General features: G+C 72.9%; 19 protein-coding genes. 9 read left to right on the top strand and 10 right to left on the bottom strand.

Annotated elements, in window-relative coordinates; all coding sequences use genetic code 11:
• Positions 1-78 precede the first annotated feature (78 nt).
• The gene (locus AB0C20_RS13975) at positions 79-1,089 is read right to left on the bottom strand and encodes a winged helix-turn-helix domain-containing protein (RefSeq protein WP_357568109.1); all 1,011 of its coding nucleotides are present in this window, start codon (positions 1,087-1,089) and stop codon (positions 79-81) included.
• 130 nt (positions 1,090-1,219) lie between these two features.
• Between AB0C20_RS13975 and AB0C20_RS13970 the strand changes: the two genes are divergently transcribed.
• Positions 1,220-1,750 (top strand): nuclear transport factor 2 family protein, encoded by a 531-nt coding sequence (locus tag AB0C20_RS13970; RefSeq protein WP_357184287.1) that lies wholly within the window; start codon positions 1,220-1,222, stop codon positions 1,748-1,750.
• A 56-nt stretch (positions 1,751-1,806) separates the two neighbouring features.
• Here the strand turns inward: AB0C20_RS13970 and AB0C20_RS13965 are convergent, their stop codons facing one another.
• Together AB0C20_RS13965 and AB0C20_RS13960 are read right to left on the bottom strand one after the other, a co-directional pair.
• Positions 1,807-2,658 carry an aldo/keto reductase gene (locus AB0C20_RS13965; RefSeq protein ID WP_357184290.1) on the bottom strand — a complete coding sequence of 284 codons (852 nt, stop codon included), beginning with the start codon at positions 2,656-2,658 and terminating at the stop codon, positions 1,807-1,809.
• A 96-nt stretch (positions 2,659-2,754) separates the two neighbouring features.
• On the bottom strand, positions 2,755-3,720 hold the full coding sequence (locus AB0C20_RS13960; protein ID WP_357184293.1) for a LysR family transcriptional regulator: 966 nt from the start codon (positions 3,718-3,720) through the stop codon (positions 2,755-2,757).
• Positions 3,721-3,772: 52 nt separating this feature from the next.
• On the opposite strand from AB0C20_RS13960, the gene AB0C20_RS13955 reads away from it, so the two are divergent.
• Both AB0C20_RS13955 and AB0C20_RS13950 read left to right on the top strand, forming a co-directional pair.
• The gene (locus AB0C20_RS13955; protein ID WP_357568108.1) at positions 3,773-4,702 is read left to right on the top strand and encodes a serine hydrolase; all 930 of its coding nucleotides are present in this window, start codon (positions 3,773-3,775) and stop codon (positions 4,700-4,702) included.
• 153 nt (positions 4,703-4,855) lie between these two features.
• Positions 4,856-5,833 carry an MBL fold metallo-hydrolase gene (locus AB0C20_RS13950; RefSeq protein ID WP_357568107.1) on the top strand — a complete coding sequence of 326 codons (978 nt, stop codon included), beginning with the start codon at positions 4,856-4,858 and terminating at the stop codon, positions 5,831-5,833.
• A 42-nt stretch (positions 5,834-5,875) separates the two neighbouring features.
• Here AB0C20_RS13950 and AB0C20_RS13945 read toward each other — a convergent pair whose 3' ends face one another.
• Positions 5,876-6,415, bottom strand: coding sequence for a DUF1697 domain-containing protein (locus AB0C20_RS13945; RefSeq protein WP_357184302.1), 540 nt, complete (start codon positions 6,413-6,415; stop codon positions 5,876-5,878).
• Positions 6,416-6,565: 150 nt separating this feature from the next.
• On the opposite strand from AB0C20_RS13945, the gene AB0C20_RS13940 reads away from it, so the two are divergent.
• Positions 6,566-7,852 (top strand): hypothetical protein, encoded by a 1,287-nt coding sequence (locus AB0C20_RS13940; RefSeq protein ID WP_357568106.1) that lies wholly within the window; start codon positions 6,566-6,568, stop codon positions 7,850-7,852.
• Positions 7,853-7,915: 63 nt separating this feature from the next.
• Here AB0C20_RS13940 and AB0C20_RS13935 read toward each other — a convergent pair whose 3' ends face one another.
• Positions 7,916-8,584, bottom strand: coding sequence for a response regulator transcription factor (locus AB0C20_RS13935; protein ID WP_357568105.1), 669 nt, complete (start codon positions 8,582-8,584; stop codon positions 7,916-7,918).
• On the bottom strand, positions 8,581-9,738 hold the full coding sequence (locus AB0C20_RS13930) for a sensor histidine kinase (RefSeq protein ID WP_357568104.1): 1,158 nt from the start codon (positions 9,736-9,738) through the stop codon (positions 8,581-8,583). Before AB0C20_RS13930 ends, AB0C20_RS13935 begins: the two co-directional genes overlap by 4 nt.
• A gap of 169 nt (positions 9,739-9,907) precedes the next feature.
• Here AB0C20_RS13930 and AB0C20_RS13925 point away from each other — a divergent pair, with 169 nt between their 5' ends.
• The 3 genes from AB0C20_RS13925 to AB0C20_RS13915 are packed head-to-tail and all read left to right on the top strand — an operon-like array spanning position 9,908 to position 14,147.
• Positions 9,908-10,657: an ABC transporter ATP-binding protein gene (locus tag AB0C20_RS13925; RefSeq protein WP_357568103.1), complete on the top strand. Its 750-nt coding sequence runs from the start codon at positions 9,908-9,910 to the stop codon at positions 10,655-10,657.
• Complete coding sequence (locus AB0C20_RS13920; protein WP_357568102.1) at positions 10,651-13,074, top strand: ABC transporter permease; 2,424 nt, start codon at positions 10,651-10,653, stop codon at positions 13,072-13,074. Before AB0C20_RS13925 ends, AB0C20_RS13920 begins: the two co-directional genes overlap by 7 nt.
• Before the next feature lie 41 nt (positions 13,075-13,115).
• A complete protein-coding gene (locus tag AB0C20_RS13915) occupies positions 13,116-14,147 on the top strand; it encodes a hypothetical protein (protein ID WP_357568101.1) in 1,032 nt (343 codons plus the stop codon).
• Between the two features lies 1 nt (position 14,148).
• Here AB0C20_RS13915 and AB0C20_RS13910 read toward each other — a convergent pair whose 3' ends face one another.
• The 4 genes from AB0C20_RS13910 to AB0C20_RS13895 are packed head-to-tail and all read right to left on the bottom strand — an operon-like array spanning position 14,149 to position 17,187.
• A complete protein-coding gene (locus AB0C20_RS13910) occupies positions 14,149-14,712 on the bottom strand; it encodes a heme-binding protein (protein ID WP_238683446.1) in 564 nt (187 codons plus the stop codon).
• Positions 14,713-14,744: 32 nt separating this feature from the next.
• Positions 14,745-15,494, bottom strand: coding sequence for a hypothetical protein (locus AB0C20_RS13905; protein WP_357568100.1), 750 nt, complete (start codon positions 15,492-15,494; stop codon positions 14,745-14,747).
• A gap of 2 nt (positions 15,495-15,496) precedes the next feature.
• Positions 15,497-16,294 (bottom strand): ABC transporter permease, encoded by a 798-nt coding sequence (locus AB0C20_RS13900; protein WP_357184326.1) that lies wholly within the window; start codon positions 16,292-16,294, stop codon positions 15,497-15,499.
• Positions 16,291-17,187 (bottom strand): ATP-binding cassette domain-containing protein, encoded by an 897-nt coding sequence (locus tag AB0C20_RS13895; RefSeq protein ID WP_357184329.1) that lies wholly within the window; start codon positions 17,185-17,187, stop codon positions 16,291-16,293. Before AB0C20_RS13895 ends, AB0C20_RS13900 begins: the two co-directional genes overlap by 4 nt.
• A gap of 132 nt (positions 17,188-17,319) precedes the next feature.
• On the opposite strand from AB0C20_RS13895, the gene AB0C20_RS13890 reads away from it, so the two are divergent.
• Both AB0C20_RS13890 and AB0C20_RS13885 read left to right on the top strand, forming a co-directional pair.
• On the top strand, positions 17,320-18,579 hold the full coding sequence (locus AB0C20_RS13890) for a histidine kinase (protein WP_357184332.1): 1,260 nt from the start codon (positions 17,320-17,322) through the stop codon (positions 18,577-18,579).
• Positions 18,558-19,307: a response regulator transcription factor gene (locus tag AB0C20_RS13885; protein WP_357184705.1), complete on the top strand. Its 750-nt coding sequence runs from the start codon at positions 18,558-18,560 to the stop codon at positions 19,305-19,307. Before AB0C20_RS13890 ends, AB0C20_RS13885 begins: the two co-directional genes overlap by 22 nt.
• Positions 19,308-19,314 lie beyond the last annotated feature (7 nt).

Raw genomic sequence — 19,314 nt, 5'->3', positions numbered from 1 at the left:
TACGGCCGTTACCCGGCCGACCCGGCGATCCGTGAGCTGGTCACCGAGCTGCTCGGTACCTCGCCCCGGCTCGCCCACTCAGGCGGTGTTCCGCCAGCTCGCCGAGCGCGTCGCGCCGCCCTGACCTGGCCGGCAGCCGACCAGCCCGTCCCCGTGGTCGGACCGCCGGTAGAGCACGCTGTGCCGCTCCCTGGTGCGCACCACCAGGCCGGACCGCAGCAGCACCCCCAGATGGTAGGAGACGGTAGCCGGGGCCAGCCGGTGCCGCTCGCTGAGCTGTCCGGTGGACCGGGGCACGTCCAGGTCCGCCAGGATCGCCGCCCGGCTCGCACCGACCAGGTCACCGAGCCGACCCGCCCGGCGCTGAACCGTCGGCCCGGCGCCGACCGGGTAGACCAGCACGGCGTTGCCCTCGTCGCAGAGCTGGGTGGACACCTGGGGCCAGGCCAGCGCCGACGGCGCGAGCACCAGTTCCGCGCCGGTCAGCGCCGTGGTGATCCGGTACGAGCTGTCGATGGTCAGCGACCTGCCGGTCCAGCCGACCTTTGGGTGCAGGCCGTTGAGCATGCTGCCCACCCCGGCGGTGGCCATCGAGGTCGCGCGCACGGCCAGTTCGGCCTCCAGCATGGCCCGTACCGCCGGCCACTGCTCGGCGAGCGCGGCCCGCCAGAAGTGCCGGAGCCCGTCGGTGACCCGCCGGGCGAGGGTGCCGTCCTCGACCGCCGCGCGGACCCGCACCGGCATCGGGCCCGTCGGGAACCGCTCGTTCATCTGTGTCGCCACCTCGTTGGCCGAGGTCGCGGCCGTGGCCGCCAACTGCTGCTCGAAGATCGTGTCGAGCGGGCCCAGCGGCGGCTTCGGCGTGAGCAGGTCCGGCGTGTAGCCGAGCCGGCCGGGCGGGGTCAGCAGCTCCGCGGCCAGGGCTACGTCGGGGTGCCGCAGCGCGGCGCGGGCGGCTGGACCGGGATCGCCGTGCACCGGATGCCCGAACCGCGAGAGCGCTGCCCGCAGCCAGGACGTCACCTCCCAGGCCGGCGAGATCGCCAACCGGAGCCGGGCGAGGCTCGAACCGTCCAGATGCGCGACCATCACAGCGCGGATCGTACAAGCGGTGGCATCGATGTGCCGTCGGCATTCGAACTGGTTCGAATCACTGGCCGACTGCGTGGCGGGCCGGGTTGGCTGCGACTGCACAACCACTCGTCCGAAGGAGAACCCGATGCGTCCACCCGCCTCCGCCCGTCCCGCCGGCCGGCTCGGCCGCACCATCGCGCTGCTCGGGCTCACCGCCGGCCTGCTCGCCGCCGTTCCGTCCGCGGTGTCGGCCGCCACCCCCGGCCCGGGCGACACCACAACCGGGGACGCGGCGGCCGGCGGCTGCGAGCGCGCCTTCGACCGCGCCGTCCGGGCGTACGTGGAGACCACCGCCCGGCGCGACCTGGAGGGCTTCGCCGCGCTGCTGCACCCCGACGTCACCTCAGTCTTCGCCTCCGACGGGGAGGTGCTCGACGGCAAACGGGCCACAGTGGACTGGCTGCGCGGGTTCTTCGCCGACGATTCCTGGACCCAGTCCTTCAGCGTGGCGAAGCAGACAGTGGTGGGTTGCCGGACGGGCTTCGTGCTGTTCGACTCCGTCTACGCGGTGCCGGCCACCGGCACCAGGGTGCCGCTCCTGATCGGGGTGAGTTACACCTACCAGCACGGCCGGTGGCTGGTGTTGCAGAACCAGGACTCCGTGGGCCGGATCTGACCGGGGGGTCGGGGAGGGGCGGGCGCCAGCGCAATGGGCGCCCGCCCCAGCGCAGGTCAGTTGGGCAGGTAGGCGAAGGTATCCGGGTCCGGGCCCTGCCGGCCGGCCTCGCCCTTGTTCAGCGCGGTGATCCGCTCCATCGCCGCGTCGTCCAGCTCGAAGTCGAAGATCCGGGTGTTCTCCTCGATCCGCTTCGGGGTGGTCGACTTCGGGAAGATGATGTCGCCGCGCTGCACGTGCCAGCGGAGCACCACCTGCGCCGGGGTCCGGTCGAGCTGCCCGGCGATGTCGACCACCGTCGGGTCGTCGAGCACCTTGCCCTGCGCGATCGGCGACCACGCCTCGGTGAGGATGTTCTGCTGACGGCCGTAGGCGCGGACCTCGTCGTTGCCGAAGTACGGGTGCGCCTCGATCTGGTTGACCACCGGCACGACACTCGCCTCGTCGGCCAGCCGCTCCAGGTGCGACACCTGGAAGTTCGACACGCCGATCGAGCGGGCCCGGCCGTCGCGCTGGAACTCCTCCAGCACCTTCCACGTCGAGACGTAGTCGCCGTCGTACAGGGTCGGCAGCGGCCAGTGGATCAGGAACAAGTCGATGTAGTCCATCTTCAGCGCCGCGAGCGTCGAGTCGAACGCCCGGCGGGCGTCGTCGGGGCGGTGGAAGCCGTTGTTCAGCTTGCTGGTCACGTAGACCGAACCCCGGTCGAGGCCGGACACGCGGACCGCCTCGCCGACCTCGGCCTCGTTGCCGTACATCTCGGCGGTGTCGATGTGCCGGTAGCCCACCTCAAAGGCGGTGGTCACCGCCGCGACGGTGTCCTTCGGCTCGATCTGGAACACCCCGAAGCCGAGCTGCGGAATGGTGGTGCCGTCGTTCAGGCTGATGTCGGGAATCGTGATTGCCACTGCGGCTCCTTCTCGTCTTCGTATGTGTCATCCATACCCGGGTGGGCGGACGATCCACCGCCCAATCGGGGGTGACGAACGCAACGGCGGATCGGTTCACCCGGTCGTGTCGAACAGCACCGGCCACGGCCGTGCCGCGGGCACCGACGTCGTGGCCGGCGCGGGCGCCGTGGGCTCGGCATCGGCCAGCACCTCCGCGGCGAGTTGGCCGAACATCGCCGCCGCCGGGTGTGCCGAACGGTCCGGCCAGGCCGCCGAGGTGCGCCTGGCCAGCGGCGCGTCGGTGATCGGCCGCCAGGCCATCCGGGGTTCCCGGCGGGCCACCGCCGCCGGTTCCACTGCCACCCCGCCGCCGGCCAGCACCAGCCCGCACAGGAACTCCGGGTTGCGGGCCGGACGCACCCGGGCCGGGCGCCATCCGTGCTGCCGGCACACCGCCAGCAGGTGGTCGTGCCAGCCGGGGGCTGTGGCGCGGGGAGCGGCCACCAGATCCAGACCGTTCAACGACGCGAGCGTCACCTCGCGGCCGCGGGCCAGCGGCGAGGTGCGCGGCAGCAGCACCCCCAGGGGTACGTCGACCGGGGCCCCGAAGCGCAGCCCGTCCGCCGCCACCGGGTGATGCACGAGCCCCACGTCCAGGGTCCGCTCGGCGAGCATCCGTACCTGCTCGGCAGTGGTCAGCTCGTGCAGCTCCACGTCCAGGCCGGGCGCCCGGGTGGTGAGCCCGTCCAGCAGCGAGCGCAGCGTCACGGCGGGCGTCTCCGGTGGCACCCCGGCGCGGAGTACGCCCAGCTCACCGGCGCGGATCTGCCCCATCAGGCTGCGGAGTCGACCCTCGCCGGCGAGCAGTTCCTCCGCCTCGCCGAGCAGCAACTCACCGGCGGTGGTGAGGCGTACCTGGCGGCGGGACCTGTCGAACAGCTCGACAGTCAGCTCCCGTTCCAGCCGCTGGATCGACTGGCTCAGCGGCGGCTGGGCCATCCCGAGCAGCTCCGCGGCCCGCCCGAAGTGCAGTTCGTGTGCGACCACCACGAAGTGCCGCAGGTGCCGGAGCAGATCCACGGCCGGGACCCTACGCCAGCACCGCCACCGCGGCGCTGGATACCGTGCTGGCGTGGACGTGGACGTGGAGGAACGGATCGGGGCCATCTTCGCCGCCGTCGGGGTGACGGCCAGCCTGCACGTCGTGGACCTGGACGCCGTCGACCTGAGCGCCGTCGAGGGTGGCGGCCCGGCCGGGCGCGGTCGCGAGGTCGGGGTGCGGGCCGACGAGCAGGTGGTGATCGCCTCGATCTTCAAGATTCTGCTGGTGTTGGAGTTCGCCCGGCAGGTCGAGGCCGGTCAGCTGGACCCGACCGAGCGGGTCCTGGTCACCGCCGCCGACCGGCTCGGTGGGTGGGGTCTGGCCGGCTGCGACGACGACGCCGAGGTGTCGCTGCGCGACCTCGCGTACTTCGCCATGTCGGTCACCGACAACACGGCCGCCGACCTGCTGCTGCGCCGGGTCGGCCCGGACCTGCTGCCGATGCTCGCCGTCGAGCTGGGGCTGACCCGTACCCGCGTCCTCGGCGGCCCTCGGGAACTGGTCGAGATGATGCTCGCCGACGTGGGCGCCCGGACCGAGGCGGAGTTCGCCCGGATCTTTCCGACGCTGCCGGCGGACCGGGTCCGGGCCATGCGGGTCTTCGACCCCGCGCACACCACGTCCAGCACCGCCCGGGAGATCACCCGGCTGCTCGCGCTGATCTGGCGGGACGAGGCCGGGCCGTCGGCGGCCTGCGCGATGGTCCGCACCTGGATGGCCCGGCAGATCTTCTGGACCCGGCTGGCCGCCGGTTTCCCGCCCGGCGTCCGGGTCTCCGGAAAGACCGGCACCCTGCCCGGGTTCCACCTGGAGGCGGGGGTCGCCGAATACCCCGACGGTGGCCGGTACGCGATCGCGGTCTTCGCCCGTGCCGAACAGTTGACCCCACGCCGCATCGACGTGGACCTGGCGATGGGGGAGGCCGCCCGGACGGCCGTCGGGGCGCTGCGCGGCGACTGATTTCGTGCCCTCCGAGCGCCGCCGCACCCCTGCTGAGCAGGCTCGATATCCGTGGGCGTATCGAAGCCGACGGCCCTTGATCTTGGACCGCGGCCCGGTGCCGCTGATTGGCTCGTGGTCGACACATCACCCGACCACGGGGAGTAGATCCGCATGCCCAGTCTCGACCGCCGACGCTTCCTGCGCGACGCCGCCGCCACCACCGCCCTGGTCTCCGCCGGTGGCCTCGTCGCCGGCGTCGCCACCCCGGCGCAGGCCGCGCCCTCGACCGCCGCGCCCACGCCTACCGCTCGCCGCAAGGGCCCGGTCAGCTTCCGCTGGTGGGGTACTGCCGGCTGGCGCGTCGACATCGGCGACCGCACCGTCCTCGTCGATCCGTTCCTGAGCCGGATCGACACCGGGCTGTTCACCGGGGCGTTCAAGACCGATACCGCGTTGACGGTGCGCACCGACGTGATCGACCCGCGCGTCGACCGGGCCACGACGGTGCTGGTCACGCACACCCACTGGGACCACTTCATGGACGTGCCGTACATCGCCGAGCGCACCGGCGCACGGGTGTTCGGCACGCTGACCGCGTACCACCTGGGGTTGGCCTACGAGTTGCCGTCGACGCAGCTCAGCGCCGTGAAGGGTGGCGAGGTGCTGGACTTCGGCGACCACAGCGTCGAGGTGGTCGGCTCGCTGCACAGCCGCAACCCGTCGTACTCGGTGGCCTTTCCCGGGGTGCGGGTGAGCCCGCCGCCGCAGCCGGCCACCATCGCCGACCTGCCGGAGGGCGACACGCTGGGCTACCTGCTGCGGGTCGACGGCGGACCGTCGGTCTACTTCACCGGGGCCAGCGACGTCGCCGAGCGGAACCTCACCGGCCTCGCGCCCGACGTGGCGATGGTGGCCATGCAGAACGCCACCACCACCGGCGACTACCTGCCCCGGCTGCTGGCGGGCCTGGACTACCCGAAGGTCGTGGTGCCGGTGCACTACGACAACTTCGAGACGGCGTTGCAGAACCCGCCGCCGGTGGCCCCGACCGACCGCACCCGCCTGAACGAGATGATCGCCGCGGTGCGCCGGATCTCGCCGCGCAGCCGGGTGCTGGTGCCCGAGTACGAGACCGCGTACCACTTCTGAGCAGCGTCGGTGGGGGTCGCCGAGGCGCGGCCCCCACCCCGGTCAGGAGGCGGTCATCTCCGCCAGGGCCCGCACCGACTTCCAGTTGCGGGAGGTGGCCACCACGGCGAGCTTCTTCTCCAGGTACGCGTTCGTGAACTTCGACCGCCCGTAACCGCCGTCGACGTAGTGCAGGAACACCTCTCGGCCGGTCACAGTGAACGACACGTTCTCGCCACCGGGCACGGACAGGGCATCCACCGTGGACTTGCTCGGTGCGGTGGCGAGGAAGGCCACCAGCAGTCGCGTCGGGTCGTCCTCCCGGTCGGCGTACGGGTTGCCGCCGGCGATCGCCGCCAACTCCCGGCCGCTGCGCACCAACACCGGCACTGTCAGCGCCAGCTCGTCAGTGAGCGCCCGCGCGATGCCGGCGGCCAGCTTCTCCGCGTCGCGCACCGAGCTGCCGAAGGCCACGTTGCCGCTCTGCAGGTACGTCGTGACGTCCTCGTGCCCGAGGTCGGTGACGATCCGGCGCAGGTCAGCCATCGCCAGCCGGGTGGTGCCGACGTTGACCCCACGCAGCAGGGCGACGTACCGGGTCATCCCGTCCACCTCCGTCCACATGGGTACGGCGTCAGCCTAGCGGTGCGAGCGGAGCTGTCGGACGGGATCGATAGGCTTCCTCTGCCGGCCGCCACTCAGCGAATCGCCGGCCTTTCCTGGAGGTCAACTTTGATCCGTTCCCGTTTTGCCGTGGCGATCGCCGTCGCCGCGGCGACGGCGATCGTGGGGCTTCCCGCGACCGCACACGCCGACGAGATTCCGGTCGTCACGTCCGCTCACAGCGACTACGACCTCGATCGGGGCACGTTGCTGGTGTCCATCACGTCGCCCAGCGACGTCACCGACGTCCGTGCGCACATCCGCGAGTACAACACCGGGGCGGAGGTCGCCGTTCAGGAGGACTTCTACCTCCAGTCCGGCACCGAGCGTGACGGCGTGTGGCGATCCAACCCGATCGTCCTCGACAAGCTCGGCTACTACCGGGTCGACGTGGAGGTCACCGACGAGGCCGGTCACCACGTCACCCAGACCGATGCCGGCGACCTGGACTACTCCGTGGTCACGTTCTTCGACAACGTCACGCTGAACCGCACCACTGTGACCTACGAGAATCGCAACGTGACAGTGCGGGGATGGCTCAAGGGGCGCTGGCCGGGCAGCGGCGAGATCAGGTCCCTGGGGAGGTTCCCCATGTCGGTGAACGCCGGCTTCAGTTGGGACGCGGTCACCACCAGGGCCGATGGTTCCTTCACCGGCACTGTCACGATCGGTCGCAAGGACGTGATGGTGTACGCGTCCTACAGCTATGACAACGACCATCTCTTCCACGGCTCGTCGCGTTCGGCCGAGACCCCCATCGCGATCACCAAGCGGCCGATGCGGATCACCATCGAGGCGGACCAATCCAAGATCCTCAAGGATGAGAACGTCACTGTGAGCGGTCGGCTGACCTGGCGGACGCCGGAGGGCTGGGTGCCGGTGCCCGGTGTGGAGCCGGGGGTCTCCCTCTGCATGAGCGCCGACTACTGCCGCACGTACCTCGGCTCCGCCACCACTGACGCGGACGGTCGATACTCGCTGACCACCTCGCCGTACGAGTCCGGCCGCCTCCAGGTCGGTTACTCGATGAACGACGAGTTCGTCAGCGCCGCGATCGCCAGCACGAACATCTCAGTGCTACAGCCGGCCGCGTTCCGGAGCTTCTCGGCGGTCCGGGAGAACGCGACGACGGTGGCGCTCAGCGGTGAGATGGAGTTCAACGGCGGGTTGTCCCCGGGAACGGTGCCGCTGAAGGTGCAGTTCTCGGCGACCGGCGTCGAGGGCACCTGGGGCACCCAGGCCACCATCTACGCTGGCGCCAGTTACGACTTCGCCACGTCGATCTACCGGAAGACGGCAGGTTTCTGGCGGGTCGTCTACCCCGGCACCTCGACCGACTTCCAGTCGGCGACCAGCACGTCGGTGTACGTCAGCTGATCTCGGTGAGCGCGGGAGCGTCCGGATCGGATGCTCCCGCGCCCACGTCGAGACACGACCTCGCTACCCCGGCCGGTGAGGACCCACCAGGCCCGTCTCGTACGCGACGATGACCAGTTGGGCGCGGTCGCGTACCGCCAGCTTGGTCAGCAGCCGCCCGACGTGCGTCTTGACTGTGGCCTGGCTGAGGTTGAGGTGCGCGGCCAACTCCGCGTTGGACAGGCCCCGGGCGATCAACGCGAGCACCTCCCGTTCCCGGTCGGTCACCCCGTCGAGGCGCCGGGGCAGCGGTCGGGTCGGCTCCGGCTGCCGGGCGAACTCGTCGATCAGCCGGCGGGTCACCGTCGGCGCGAGCAGCCCCTCCCCGGCGGCGACCACCCGGATCCCGGTCAGCAGGTCCGCCGGTGGGGTGTCCTTGAGCAGGAACCCGCTCGCCCCGGCGCGCAGCGCACCGTAGACGTACTCGTCGAGGTCGAACGTGGTCAGGATGATGACCCGGGTGTCGGCCGTCGCCGGGTCGGCGCAGATCCGCCGGGTCGCCTCGATGCCGTCCATCTCCGGCATCCGCACGTCCATCAGCACCACATCCGGCCGGTGCTGCCCGGTCAACGCGACTGCCTCCACGCCGGTGCCCGCCTCACCGACAGTGGTGCAGTCCGGGCTGAGATCCACCAGCAGCCGGAAACTGCCGCGCAGCAACGCCTGGTCGTCGGCGATCAGCACGCGGATCACGCGGCCACCCGGTAGGGGAGGCTGGCCGTCACCGCGAAGCCACCGTCGGAGCGGGGGCCGGCGCGGAACTCCCCGCCGTGCAACGCCACCCGTTCCCGCATGCCGATCAATCCGTGCCCCTCCCCGCCGAGCAGAGCCGGCCGCTGGCCGTCGTCGGTCACCTCCACCCGCACCTCGTCGGGCCGGACGGTCACCGTAGCCCGGCAGGCGGCCGGCGCCGCGTGCTTGACCACGTTCGTCACCGCCTCCTGCACGATCCGGTACACAGCGAGGCCCACCGACTCCGGCACCGCGCCGGCCGGCTCGTCCCGCCGCACGTCGAGCTGCACGTCGACGCCGCCGATCGCCGCCTGCCGGGCGAGGAGGGGCAATTCGTCCAGCCCCGGCGTCGGCGCGTACGGGCTGTCCTCGCGCAGCACGCCGAGCACCCGACGGACGTCGGTCAGCGCGGTGCGGCCGGTCTGCTCGATGACCCGGAGCGCGGCGCCCGCCTCGCGGGGGTCGGCTTCGGCGACGTGATTGGCGACGGCTGCCTTCACCACGATGAGACTGAGCGTGTGCGCGACCACGTCGTGCAGTTCACGCGCCACCCGCAACCGCTCCTCGGTGGCGGCCTGACGGACGAGCTGATCACTCTGCCGAGTGGCGAGGGCGCGTCGCTCCCGGATCAGCCAACCGATCACCCAGGCCGGCGCGACCATGACGGTGGCGTAGACGACCCCGCCGGTCCGCGACCAGAGGTCGCCAGCGGTCAGCGCCAGGCCGACGCTCACCAGTGCCAGACAACCGGCGGCGCAGAGCATCGACCGGCGGGTGGGCGTCAACACGGCCACCGTGTAGAAGGACAGGCCGATGGCGAACGCCGGAGCGGCGGCCGCGAAGTTGGGTATCACCCCGGTGACCAGGGCGACAGTGGTGATCGAGCTGATCACGACGGCCACCGTCATCGGCCACCGTCGCCGGACGGCCAACGGCAGCCCGAGGGCCATCCCGACCAGCACCGACACCCAGAGCGGCTCGCGTACGCCGCCGTGCAGCGGCGATTCCAGCGCGGCGTACGGGCAGAGCAGCCCACCGACGGCCACCGCCAGCAGGGCGTCCACGGCGTACAGGTCCGCCGGCCGCATCCGTCGGGTCAGCAGAAGAGCGGTCATCCGTCGAACGGTAACGGCCGGCGGGGTCGGCCGCGTCCGCCTGCGGGTGGTCATCCCGCAGGACGATGTGCCGGCGCTTGCGGGCCGCCGAGTCCACCCGGGGGAGGGCCGGAAAGTGCCCGCCCCGGTCCGACGCGCCGTACCCCCGGCATTCGGCACGGTAACGGTCATGACCACACATACGGTGACCCTGACGGGGCTGCGCGCGGTGTACGGTGCCGGCACCCGGCGGGTGACGGCGCTCGACGGCGTGACCACCGGCTTCGCGAGCGGCACGTTCACTGCGGTGATGGGCCCCTCCGGCTCGGGGAAGTCCACACTGCTGCACTGCGCGGCGGGGCTGGACCGCCCGACCGAGGGGACCGTCACGATCGACGGCACCAGCCTCAACGACCTCGGTGAGGACGAGCTGACCCGCCTGCGGCGGGACCGGATCGGCTTCGTCTTCCAGGCGTTCAACCTCGTGTCCACGCTGACCGCCGCGCAGAACGTCGAGTTGCCGTCGCGCCTGGCGCGCCGCCGCCCGCCGGCCGGGGACGTGGCCGCCGCCCTCGACGCCGTCGGCCTCGCCGACCGGGCCGGGCACCGGCCGAGTGAGCTGTCCGGCGGGGAGCAGCAGCGCGTCGCCGTGGCCCGAGCGTTGATCACCCGTCCGGCGGTGGTCTTCGCCGACGAGCCGACCGGGGCGTTGGACAGCGCGTCCTCCCGGCAGGTGCTCCGGCTGTTGCGGGCGCTCGTCGACGACCACGGGCAGACCGTCGTGATGGTGACCCACGATCCCGCCGCCGCCGCGTACGCCGATCGGGTCCTCCTGCTCGCCGACGGTCGCGTCGTCGACGAGCTGACCGGCCCGATCACCGCCGCCGTCGTCGCCGCCCGGATCGTCGAGCGGGAGACCGTCGCGGAGTCGTCGTGCTGAGCGTCCGGCGGTCGGCGAGCGCGTTCGTGGCCGTCGCCATCGGGGTCACGCTGGTCGCGGCGGCCACCCTGCTGCTCGCTTCCGGCCGCCCGCAGGTGCCGGACCGGCTGGCGCGGGCGGCGGTAGTGGTGCAGAGCCCGGAGGCGGGGGCGTCAGCTGACGAGTTCGTGCCGACCCGGCCCTGGTCCGCCAGCGCGGCGGCGGAGTTGACCGGCAGGCTGGCCGGTCTGCCGGACGTGGTGGCGGCGGTGCCGGACCGCACCTTCTACGCCCAGCCGCTCGTCGACGGCCGGCCCTCGGCCGCCGACACCCGGCGGGAGGACGCCTACCAGGGGCACGGCTGGTCCAGCGCCCAACTCGGTGGGCTGCGCCTCACCGCTGGCGAGCAGCCCCGTCGGCCCGGCGAGGTGGTCGTCGACAGGGCGCTCGGACTGCGCGTCGGCGCACCGGTCACAGTGCTGACCGCGGCGGGCCCGGAGTCGTACACAGTCACCGGTCTGGTCGACGGACCCGGCGTCCATGTCGCGGACGATGTCGCCGCCGCGCTCGCGCCCGGCGTGCGGGCCATCGGGCTGGTGCTCGCCCCGGACGCCGACCCCGAGCGCGTCGCCACTGCGGCTCGCGGGGTCGTCGCCGGCGACGGACGGGTGCTCACCGGTGCCGCCCGTGGTGCGCTGGAGCCGCGCGGCGACGCCCGTACCCGGTGGATCGGCATGCAGGTGCTCACCGCCACGGCAGCCCTCGCCGGCTTCGTCACGGTGTTCGTGGTCGCCTCCACCTTCGCGTTCACCATCGCGCAGCGCCGCCGCGAGCTGGGCCTGCTGCGCGCCGTCGGCGCCACCGGACGCCAGGTCCGCCGCATGGTGTACGCCGAGGCGCTCGCCGTCGGCGTGTCGGCGGGGCTCGTCGGCCTGTTGGTGGGCGCGGCGCTCGCCCCGTTGCTGGGTCGGCTGCTGGTCGACTTCGGCTACGAACCGTCGACCTTCCGGGTCCGCTACGAACTCTGGCCGGTCGCGGTCTCGCTCGCCGCCGGGCCGGTGATCGCGTTGCTGGCCGTCTGGTCGGCGTCCCGCCGGGCGGCGCGCGTCCGTCCGTTGGAGGCGTTACGCGAGGCCGCTGTGGAACAGCGACCGATCGGGCGGCTGCGCGCCGCCACCGGGGTGCTGCTCCTCGCGGCGGGGGCCGCGCTCAGCCTCGGCACGGCGACCGCCGACGAGGCTCGGGTGGGGGCGCAGTACGCGCTCTACGCGGTGATGGCGCTGGTGGCCGGCACCACTGTGCTCGCCCCGGTGGTGGTCGGGCCGCTGGTGTGGCTGCTGCGTTCCCCGGTGCGTCGGCCCGGTGGCGCGATCGGCATGCTGGTCCGGGGCGGGGCGTTGACAGCGACCCGACGGACCGCCGCCATCGCCGCGCCGGTGCTGCTCACTGTCGCGTTCGCGGTGCTGGTGTCCGGGATGGTGCGCACCACCACCGCCGCGTACGCGGCGGGTCGGGCGGACAACGTGAACGCCGGCTGGATCGTCGTGCCGGACCGCGCACCCGGCCTGTCCGACAGGGCAGTCGCCGCGACCGGTGGCACCGCGCTCCTGCCGACCACCGTCTACCGCACCGACCCCGGAACATCGCCACCGCACCGGCCGATGACCGCGCTCGGTGTGGACCCGGAGGGCTTCGCCACCGCGAACCGGGTGCTCACCGTCGTCGCCGGTTCACTGAACGACCTGAGGGGTGACGACACTGTGGTGGTCAGCGCCTCGGCGAACCGGCTGCCGTCCGAGCCGTATCCGGTGGTCTTCGCCGACGGGACGACTGTGTCGTTGCGCGTCGTCGCCGTGGTCGACGACACCTCGATCCCCGGCGACCTGCTCGTGCCGCGGGCCGTGGTGCGGGCGCACGACCCGTCGGCGCTGACGTCCACCGTGTACGTCCGGGACCGCATCGATCCGCCGGTCGGCGCGCGGATCCTCGACGTCCCGGGCTGGGCGGCCGAGGCGGACGCCGCCGAGGACCGGCTCGTCTGGCTCTTCACACTGCTGCTGATCGGGGTGTCCGCCGGCTACGGCGCCATCGCGGTGGCCAACACGCTGTTGCTGGCCGCCGCCGGCCGCGCCGCGGACCTGCGGCTGATCCGGATGGCCGGGGCGACCCGACGGCAGGTCATCTGGCTGGTCACGGCGGAGTCCGCACTGGTGGTCCTGATCGGCGCGCTGCTGGGTGGGGCTGTCGCGTTCGTCGGTCTGCTCAGCATCAGCGCCGGCCTCGCCGAGCAGGTCGGTGCCCCCGTCGACCTGGTGATGCCGTGGTCGGTGGTCGCCGGTGTGGTGGGGCTGTGTCTGTTGCTCGCGGTGCTGTCCAGTGTGCTGCCGACGTGGCGGCTGCTGCGCCACCGTCCCGCCCGGTCACCGGTCGGCGGATGACCGCGCCCCCGCACGGGCGGTAGGGCCGCTACCGTCCACTGATGCGATTCGCGCGCCCGGTCGGGCTGCTCCTCTCCGCCGCCGCCGTCGCGCTCTGGGCGTACGGCATGACCACGTGGCAACCGCTGACCGAGCCGCTCGGCCCGTGGTCGGAGATCCTGCCGGGCAACAACACCTACTGGGCGCGCGACCTGCGGTTCATGGCGATCATGGTGGTGCCGCTCGGGCTGGTGCTTGCCGGGCGGGGGCAGGTGCGGTGGGGCGGCCCGGCGGTGGTGCTGGGCGGCTGCTGGATCGCCGCCGACGTGGCTGTCGACCGGGCCGACCCGATCGGCGTCGACGCGACGGTGCTGCTGGCCGTCGCGGGCTGCGCCGTGCTCGGCGTGGTCGCGGCGCTTCTGCTCTGGTGGGAGCGCCGCACGCCGAGGCGGGAGCCTGACACGCCGTCGGGGCGGGAGCCTGGCACGACCCCGGCCACCGACCGGCGGGTGTTGACCGGAGCGGCCTGCGTGGCCGGGGTGCTGACGCTTGTGGCGGCCGCGATGGAGTCACCGACCGACCGGGAGCCGGAGCTGAACCAGGGCGCCCTGGTCACCGCGGCGCTGCTGGTGGCAGTGGCCGTCGGCGCCGCGCTGGCGGCGGCTCCGGCGCGGACCCGGGTTCGCGTCGGATTGGCGGCCGGCCTCACAGTGGTGGCCCTGCTCGGCGTCGGGCTGGTCCGTGCCACAGCGCCCGGCGAACGACTCCTGCCGGAGGTCGCTCTCGGGGTGGTGCTGCTCACCGGAGTCACACTGCTGGCCTGGGACTGGCCGGGTGGTCGGCCGATCTGGTGGCACCACGCCCTGGCCGCGCTCATCGCGCTTGTGGGCCCGTTGGTGTTGCTGCTGGCCACGGCCATCACCATGATGATGATGATCCCGATCGGTGCGGCGCTCACCGCGCTGGCCGGCAACAGCCCGATCCACGCCGCCGACTCCGATCTGCTGGCCTCCCTGGCCGGGCTGCTCTCCGGGCTGGGTATGGCAGTGCTGCTGGCGCGGCCCAGCGTCGAGGATCGTCGGCAGCTCAGGTAGCTCATTCGACGACCGGCAGCACCACCTCGTTGCGGCGTAGGAACCACGGCTTCCACGGCGGGTCGAAGCGCGCGTACCGGATCGCGCCTGTCGGTTGCAGCCCGGCCGCGGTCACCGACCGGCCAAGCATCGTGGCCCGCTGGCTGAACGCCTGCTCCGTCCACCGCCCGGAGAACCGCATCGCCGCCGCCAGCCGCGCCGGAACCGCGTGGATCCGCACCCGGGCGTCCACCGGTTCGGGCAGGGTGGCGGTGGTGAAGCTGGCCGGCATGACGAACTGGATCAGGTACGCGCCCGGCCACTCACCCTCGATCTGCACCACCGGCACGGTCATGGCGATCTTTTCCGAGCCGCCGGCCGCCGCCATCGCCGGAGCGGCGGAGCCGATCGGGTGCCGGGCCCGATTGGCGCCACCGATGTACGCGGCCAGCGGCCGGAACGCCTCGATCGGCGCCCGGGTGAACGATGCCTGGATCTGCATCTCGGCCACCAGGTGGGCGGGGTACCGACGCAGCTCGAAGCCGGGGTGTCGGGACACCACCCGGTACGGCTGCTGTTCGGTCATCGCGCGGCTCCCAGGGTCTGCTGGGACAGACGCTACCGCCCGTCCGCCTCCCGCTCGGCCGAAGTCGGCCGCTCCGGCCCGGGGGCGAGGGCCTTGGTGGTCAACCGCCAGTACTGCCGCTTGCCCTCGTCGCGCAGCACCACCCCGATCTGGCCCAGCTCGCGGCGCAGCTCCCGGGCGTCGTCGCGGCGGTCCCGCTGGATGGCCCGATCCCGGGCGCGCAGCAGCGCGTCCGCGCCGGCCGGCAATCCGGGCAGGTCCGGAACCCACAGCCGGTACGCCGACCGGTGCGGGTCGTCGTCCGCCCAGCCCCAGCCGTGCTCTCGGAACGCCGCCGCCAGTTGGGCGGCCGGAAGGTCCGTCGACTCCCGGACCAGTTCCGCGCCGTCGGCGTCCAGCAGCACCAGGTGCCTGTCGGCGAGGAAGGCCACCCGGGTGTCGACCCGGGCGACGGTCCGGTTCTCATCGGAGCGGCGCAGCTGGACCTGCGCCCCGTCGACGGTGACGATCAACCGTTCGGCGGTGCCGATCCCGGCGATGACCAGGCCGGCCAGGACGCCCACACCGATGGTGCCGGCGGTGGCCTGCGGCTCGGGCAGCCGGTCCAACCACTCGATCAGGTCGCTGAACGGCACCCAGGGCAGCCGGGCGAGCCAGCCCGTCGCCGCCGCGAGCAGCCATCCGGCGCCCGCGCCGAGCAGCGGGAAGCCACCCCACATGACCGCCAGCTCCAGCGGGCCGCCGCTGACCACTGTGCGCGGACGGTAGCCGGCCACGTCCATGGTCAGGACACCTCGCGGCGCAGCGTCCGGAACAGGCCGGCGGCCAGCGGGAGGACCATCCAGACCAACAGGGAGACCGCTACCCGCCCCCACTGCTCGCCGGTGATGGCGTCGCTGCTGAACAACGGTTCCATGGTCTTGCTGGTGTCCAGCCATTCGGACGGACCGCGCAGCGGCTTGACCATCTCGCCGAGCACCCCCCACAGGGTGGGCAGCAGCAGGTAGCCGACGATCGCCAGCGGCGGGTTGAGTAGCAGCAGACCGAAGGCGGCACCCATCAACACGCTGGTGACCTGGAGGATCCCCGCGTTCAGGACCAGCGACCAGTCGAACTCCCAGGTGCCCGCCCCGCCGGTGGCGGACGCCACCAGCGTGCCGACGGCGGCGACGGCGAGACTGGCCAGCACCGAGGCGAGCGCTGTCAGCGACACGGCGATCAGCTTCGCGGCGACCACCCGCTCCCGGCGGGGCACCAGGGCGTACGTGGTGAGGGCGGTGCGCTGCGACCACTCACTGGTGATCGACAGGATGCCCAGCACCGGCAGCAGCACCGACACCGGCAGCAGCGAGGGGACGAAGAAGTTGAGGAAGGTCTGGTCGGCGTCCCCGGCGTAGATCAGTTGCAGGGTGACGATCGCGGCGGTGACCAGACCGATGGTGATCATCAGCCAGCGACCGGCCCGGGTGTCGACGAGCTTGCGCACCTCCACGGCGCTGAGCCGGAGCAGCGACGGTCGGCGTACCGGAGTGTGGTGCCGGGGCGCGAGGGCGCCGGCGGCGGGCGCGGTGGTGGTGGTCATCGGACGGCCTCCTTTGTCGATTCGCCGGCGGTCAGGGTGAGGAAGAGCTGTTCCAGGCCGCCGCCGCTGGCGGGGCGCAGCTCGGCCAGCGCGACGCCGGCATCGGCGGCGGCCTGACCGACCGCCTCGGCGTCGGCCTGCACGAGCAGCCCCTCCGAGCTGTCGGCGGCGCTCAGGTTGGCCACCTCCAGCGCCCGGCGCAGCGCCGCGCCGTCGCGGGCCCGGACCACTGTGCCACCGCCGGCCAGTAGCTCGTTCTTGTCGCCCTGGGCCACGATCCGGCCACCCCCGATAACCACCAGCCGGTCCGCGACCGCCTCCACCTCGCGCAGCAGGTGGGAGGAGAGCAGCACGGTGCCGCCCCGGTCGGCGAAGTCGCGCAGCAGGCCGCGCATCCAGAAGATCCCCTCCGGGTCCAGGCCGTTGGCCGGCTCGTCGAGGATCAACACCCGGGGGTCGCCGAGCAGCGCGTGCGCCAGCCCGAGCCGTTGGCGCATGCCCAACGAGTACGCCCGTACCCGACGCTTCGCGGCCACCGCGTTCAAACCGACCAGGTCGAGCTTCGCGGCGACCTCGCGCCGGTCCAACCCCATGGTGTACGCGGACAGCGTCAACGCCTCGCGGCCGGTGCGCCCGGCGTGCTGGGCGGAGGCGTCCAGCAGCACCCCGACCTCCCGCCCCGGGTTGGGCAGCTCCCGGTACGGGTGCCCGGCGACTGTGGCGCGGCCGGCGGTCGGCGTGGTCAGCCCGCAGATCATGCGCATGGTGGTCGACTTGCCGGCGCCGTTGGGGCCGAGGAAGCCGGTGACGGTGCCCGGCTCGCACTGGAACGACACGTCGTCCACGGCCGGGTGTGGCCCGTATCGCTTGGTGAGGTTCTCCACGGTGATCATGCGGTTGAGCCTGCCCGCGCCGCCCGGCCATCCGCTGCGGCCGCCGGTCTGTGCCCCGTCGACCTTGGTCGATCATCGGATCTCGACTTTGGTAGCTGGTCGTGGTGCCCGTCGGCTGCCTAGCATGGGGCCGTGACCAGCCTCGCCGTCCCGGAGCACCCCTGGCTGCTGCCCGGGGCGCTGGCCGGCGCGGTCAGCCCGGACGCGGCGACCCGGCGGCCGCGCCGCACCACCCGTGACTGGGCGGTCGACACCCTGGCCTTCCTGGTCTCCCTGCTCTGGGTGCTGTTCGTCACCGCGGACGCCCTGTCGCCGGATCCGGCGATGGCGATCCCACTGCCGTACGACTGGATGACCGGCGTTGACGCGTTGATGGGTCTGGTCTGTTGCGGGCTGCTCTGGCTGCGCCGACGGTGGCCGCTCGGGCTGTTGGTGGCCACGACACCGCTGACCCTGTTTGCGCTGGCCGCCGCCATTCCGCTGCTGATCTTCTACTTCACAGTGGTGGTGCATCGACGGACGGCCGTCGCGATCGCGGTCACCGGTGCCGGCCTTCTCACGAACCTGGTCTTCAGCTGGGTGCGTCCGGATCCGCACATGTCGTACTGGGAGACCGCGTCCTGGGGTGTGGTGATCAGCTTCGCCGTGCTGGCCTGGGGGATGTTCGTCCGGGCCCGCCGGCAGTTGATCGTGTCGTTGCGGGAGCGGGCCGAGCGGGCCGAGGCGGAGCAGCAACTGCGGGTCACCCAGGCTCGCCACCTCGAACGCACCCGGATCGCCCGGGAGATGCACGACGTGCTGGCCCACCGGATCTCGCTGCTCAGCCTGCACGCGGGTGCGCTGGAGTTCCGTCCGGACGCACCGGCCGACGAGGTGGCCCGGGCCGCCGGGGTGATCCGGGGCAGCGCGCACGCCGCCCTCCAGGACCTGCGGGAGGTGATCGGTGTGCTCCGGGCCGAGGACGATGGTGCCGGCGACGCCCCGGAGCCGCCGCAGCCCACCCTCGCCGACCTGCCTTCCCTGATCGCCGAGTCGCGGTCGGCCGGGGTGCGGGTGAACGTCAGCGACAGCGTCGCCAGCCCGGGGGAGGTGCCGGCGGCGCTGGGCCGGGCCGCGTACCGGATCGTGCAGGAGGGGCTGACCAACGCCCGCAAGCACGCTGCCGGCGCGGCCGTCACCGTGGACGTGGCTGGCGGGCCGGGCGCCGGGCTGACAGTGGCGATCGGCAACCGGTGGCCGGTCGGGTCGCCGGCCGGCGGCACACTGCCGGGTGCCGGCACCGGCCTGGTCGGCATCAGCGAACGGGTCACCCTGGCCGGCGGGCGGCTCGCCTACGGTCGGGACGACAGCGGTGACTTCCGGCTGGCCGCCTGGCTGCCGTGGCCGGCGTGACCAGCCCTGCCGGCGCAGCCGGGCCGTCGGGCGCGGGCGGGTCGGCCGGCGTGGGCGCGCCGCCGGTACGCGTGCTGATCGTGGACGACGACGCCTTGGTCCGGGCCGGGCTCTCGATGATCCTCGGCGGTCTGCCGGACCTGGCCGTGGTCGGCGAGGCGGCCGACGGTGGCGAGGTGCCGGCTGCCGTCGCCGCGTACGCCCCGGACGTGGTGCTGATGGACATCCGGATGCCACGGGTCGACGGGCTGACCGCCACCGAGGCGCTGCGTGCCCAACCGCATCCGCCGGAGGTGCTGGTGCTGACCACCTTCGACGCCGACGAACAGGTGCTGCGGGCGCTCCGCGCCGGGGCGGCCGGTTTCCTGCTCAAGGACACCCCACCGGCGGAGATCGTGCGCGCCGTACGCCGGGTGGCGGCGGGTGAGGCGACGCTCTCGCCGACTGTGACCCGGACGTTGATCGCCCACGTGACCGCCGCCGCCCCCGGCCCGGTCGGCCCGGACCCGCGCCGCGAACGGGCGCTGCGGCTGCTCACCGGGCTCAGCGAGCGGGAGCGGCAGGTGGCTGTCGCGCTGGGGCGGGGCCACACCAACGCGGAGATCGCGGGGGAGTTGTTCATGAGCGTGGCGACGGTGAAGGCGTACGTCTCCCGGCTGCTGACCCGACTGGAGCTGAACAACCGGGTCCAGGTGGCGCTGCTCGTGCACGACGCCGGCCTCGTCTGACGAGCGG

This window comes from Micromonospora sp. NPDC048843 (assembly GCF_040649965.1).
Classification (GTDB): Bacteria; Actinomycetota; Actinomycetes; order Mycobacteriales; family Micromonosporaceae; genus Micromonospora; species Micromonospora hortensis.
The sequence above is the reverse complement of the archived record's forward strand: the minus strand, read 5'-3'. Positions and strand labels throughout refer to the sequence as shown.

What these genes read in the sequence shown, in the direction of transcription:
- AB0C20_RS13975 (WP_357568109.1), bottom strand. Translation starts at nt 1,089, where the DNA reads ATGGTCGCGCATCTGGACGGTTCGAGCCTCGCCCGGCTCCGGTTGGCG.
- AB0C20_RS13970 (WP_357184287.1), top strand. Translation starts at nt 1,220, where the DNA reads ATGCGTCCACCCGCCTCCGCCCGTCCCGCCGGCCGGCTCGGCCGCACC.
- AB0C20_RS13950 (WP_357568107.1), top strand. Translation starts at nt 4,856, where the DNA reads ATGCCCAGTCTCGACCGCCGACGCTTCCTGCGCGACGCCGCCGCCACC.
- AB0C20_RS13945 (WP_357184302.1), bottom strand. Translation starts at nt 6,415, where the DNA reads ATGACCCGGTACGTCGCCCTGCTGCGTGGGGTCAACGTCGGCACCACC.
- AB0C20_RS13930 (WP_357568104.1), bottom strand. Translation starts at nt 9,738, where the DNA reads ATGACCGCTCTTCTGCTGACCCGACGGATGCGGCCGGCGGACCTGTAC.
- AB0C20_RS13925 (WP_357568103.1), top strand. Translation starts at nt 9,908, where the DNA reads ATGACCACACATACGGTGACCCTGACGGGGCTGCGCGCGGTGTACGGT.
- AB0C20_RS13915 (WP_357568101.1), top strand. Translation starts at nt 13,116, where the DNA reads ATGCGATTCGCGCGCCCGGTCGGGCTGCTCCTCTCCGCCGCCGCCGTC.
- AB0C20_RS13910 (WP_238683446.1), bottom strand. Translation starts at nt 14,712, where the DNA reads ATGACCGAACAGCAGCCGTACCGGGTGGTGTCCCGACACCCCGGCTTC.
- AB0C20_RS13905 (WP_357568100.1), bottom strand. Translation starts at nt 15,494, where the DNA reads ATGGACGTGGCCGGCTACCGTCCGCGCACAGTGGTCAGCGGCGGCCCG.
- AB0C20_RS13900 (WP_357184326.1), bottom strand. Translation starts at nt 16,294, where the DNA reads ATGACCACCACCACCGCGCCCGCCGCCGGCGCCCTCGCGCCCCGGCAC.
- AB0C20_RS13895 (WP_357184329.1), bottom strand. Translation starts at nt 17,187, where the DNA reads ATGATCACCGTGGAGAACCTCACCAAGCGATACGGGCCACACCCGGCC.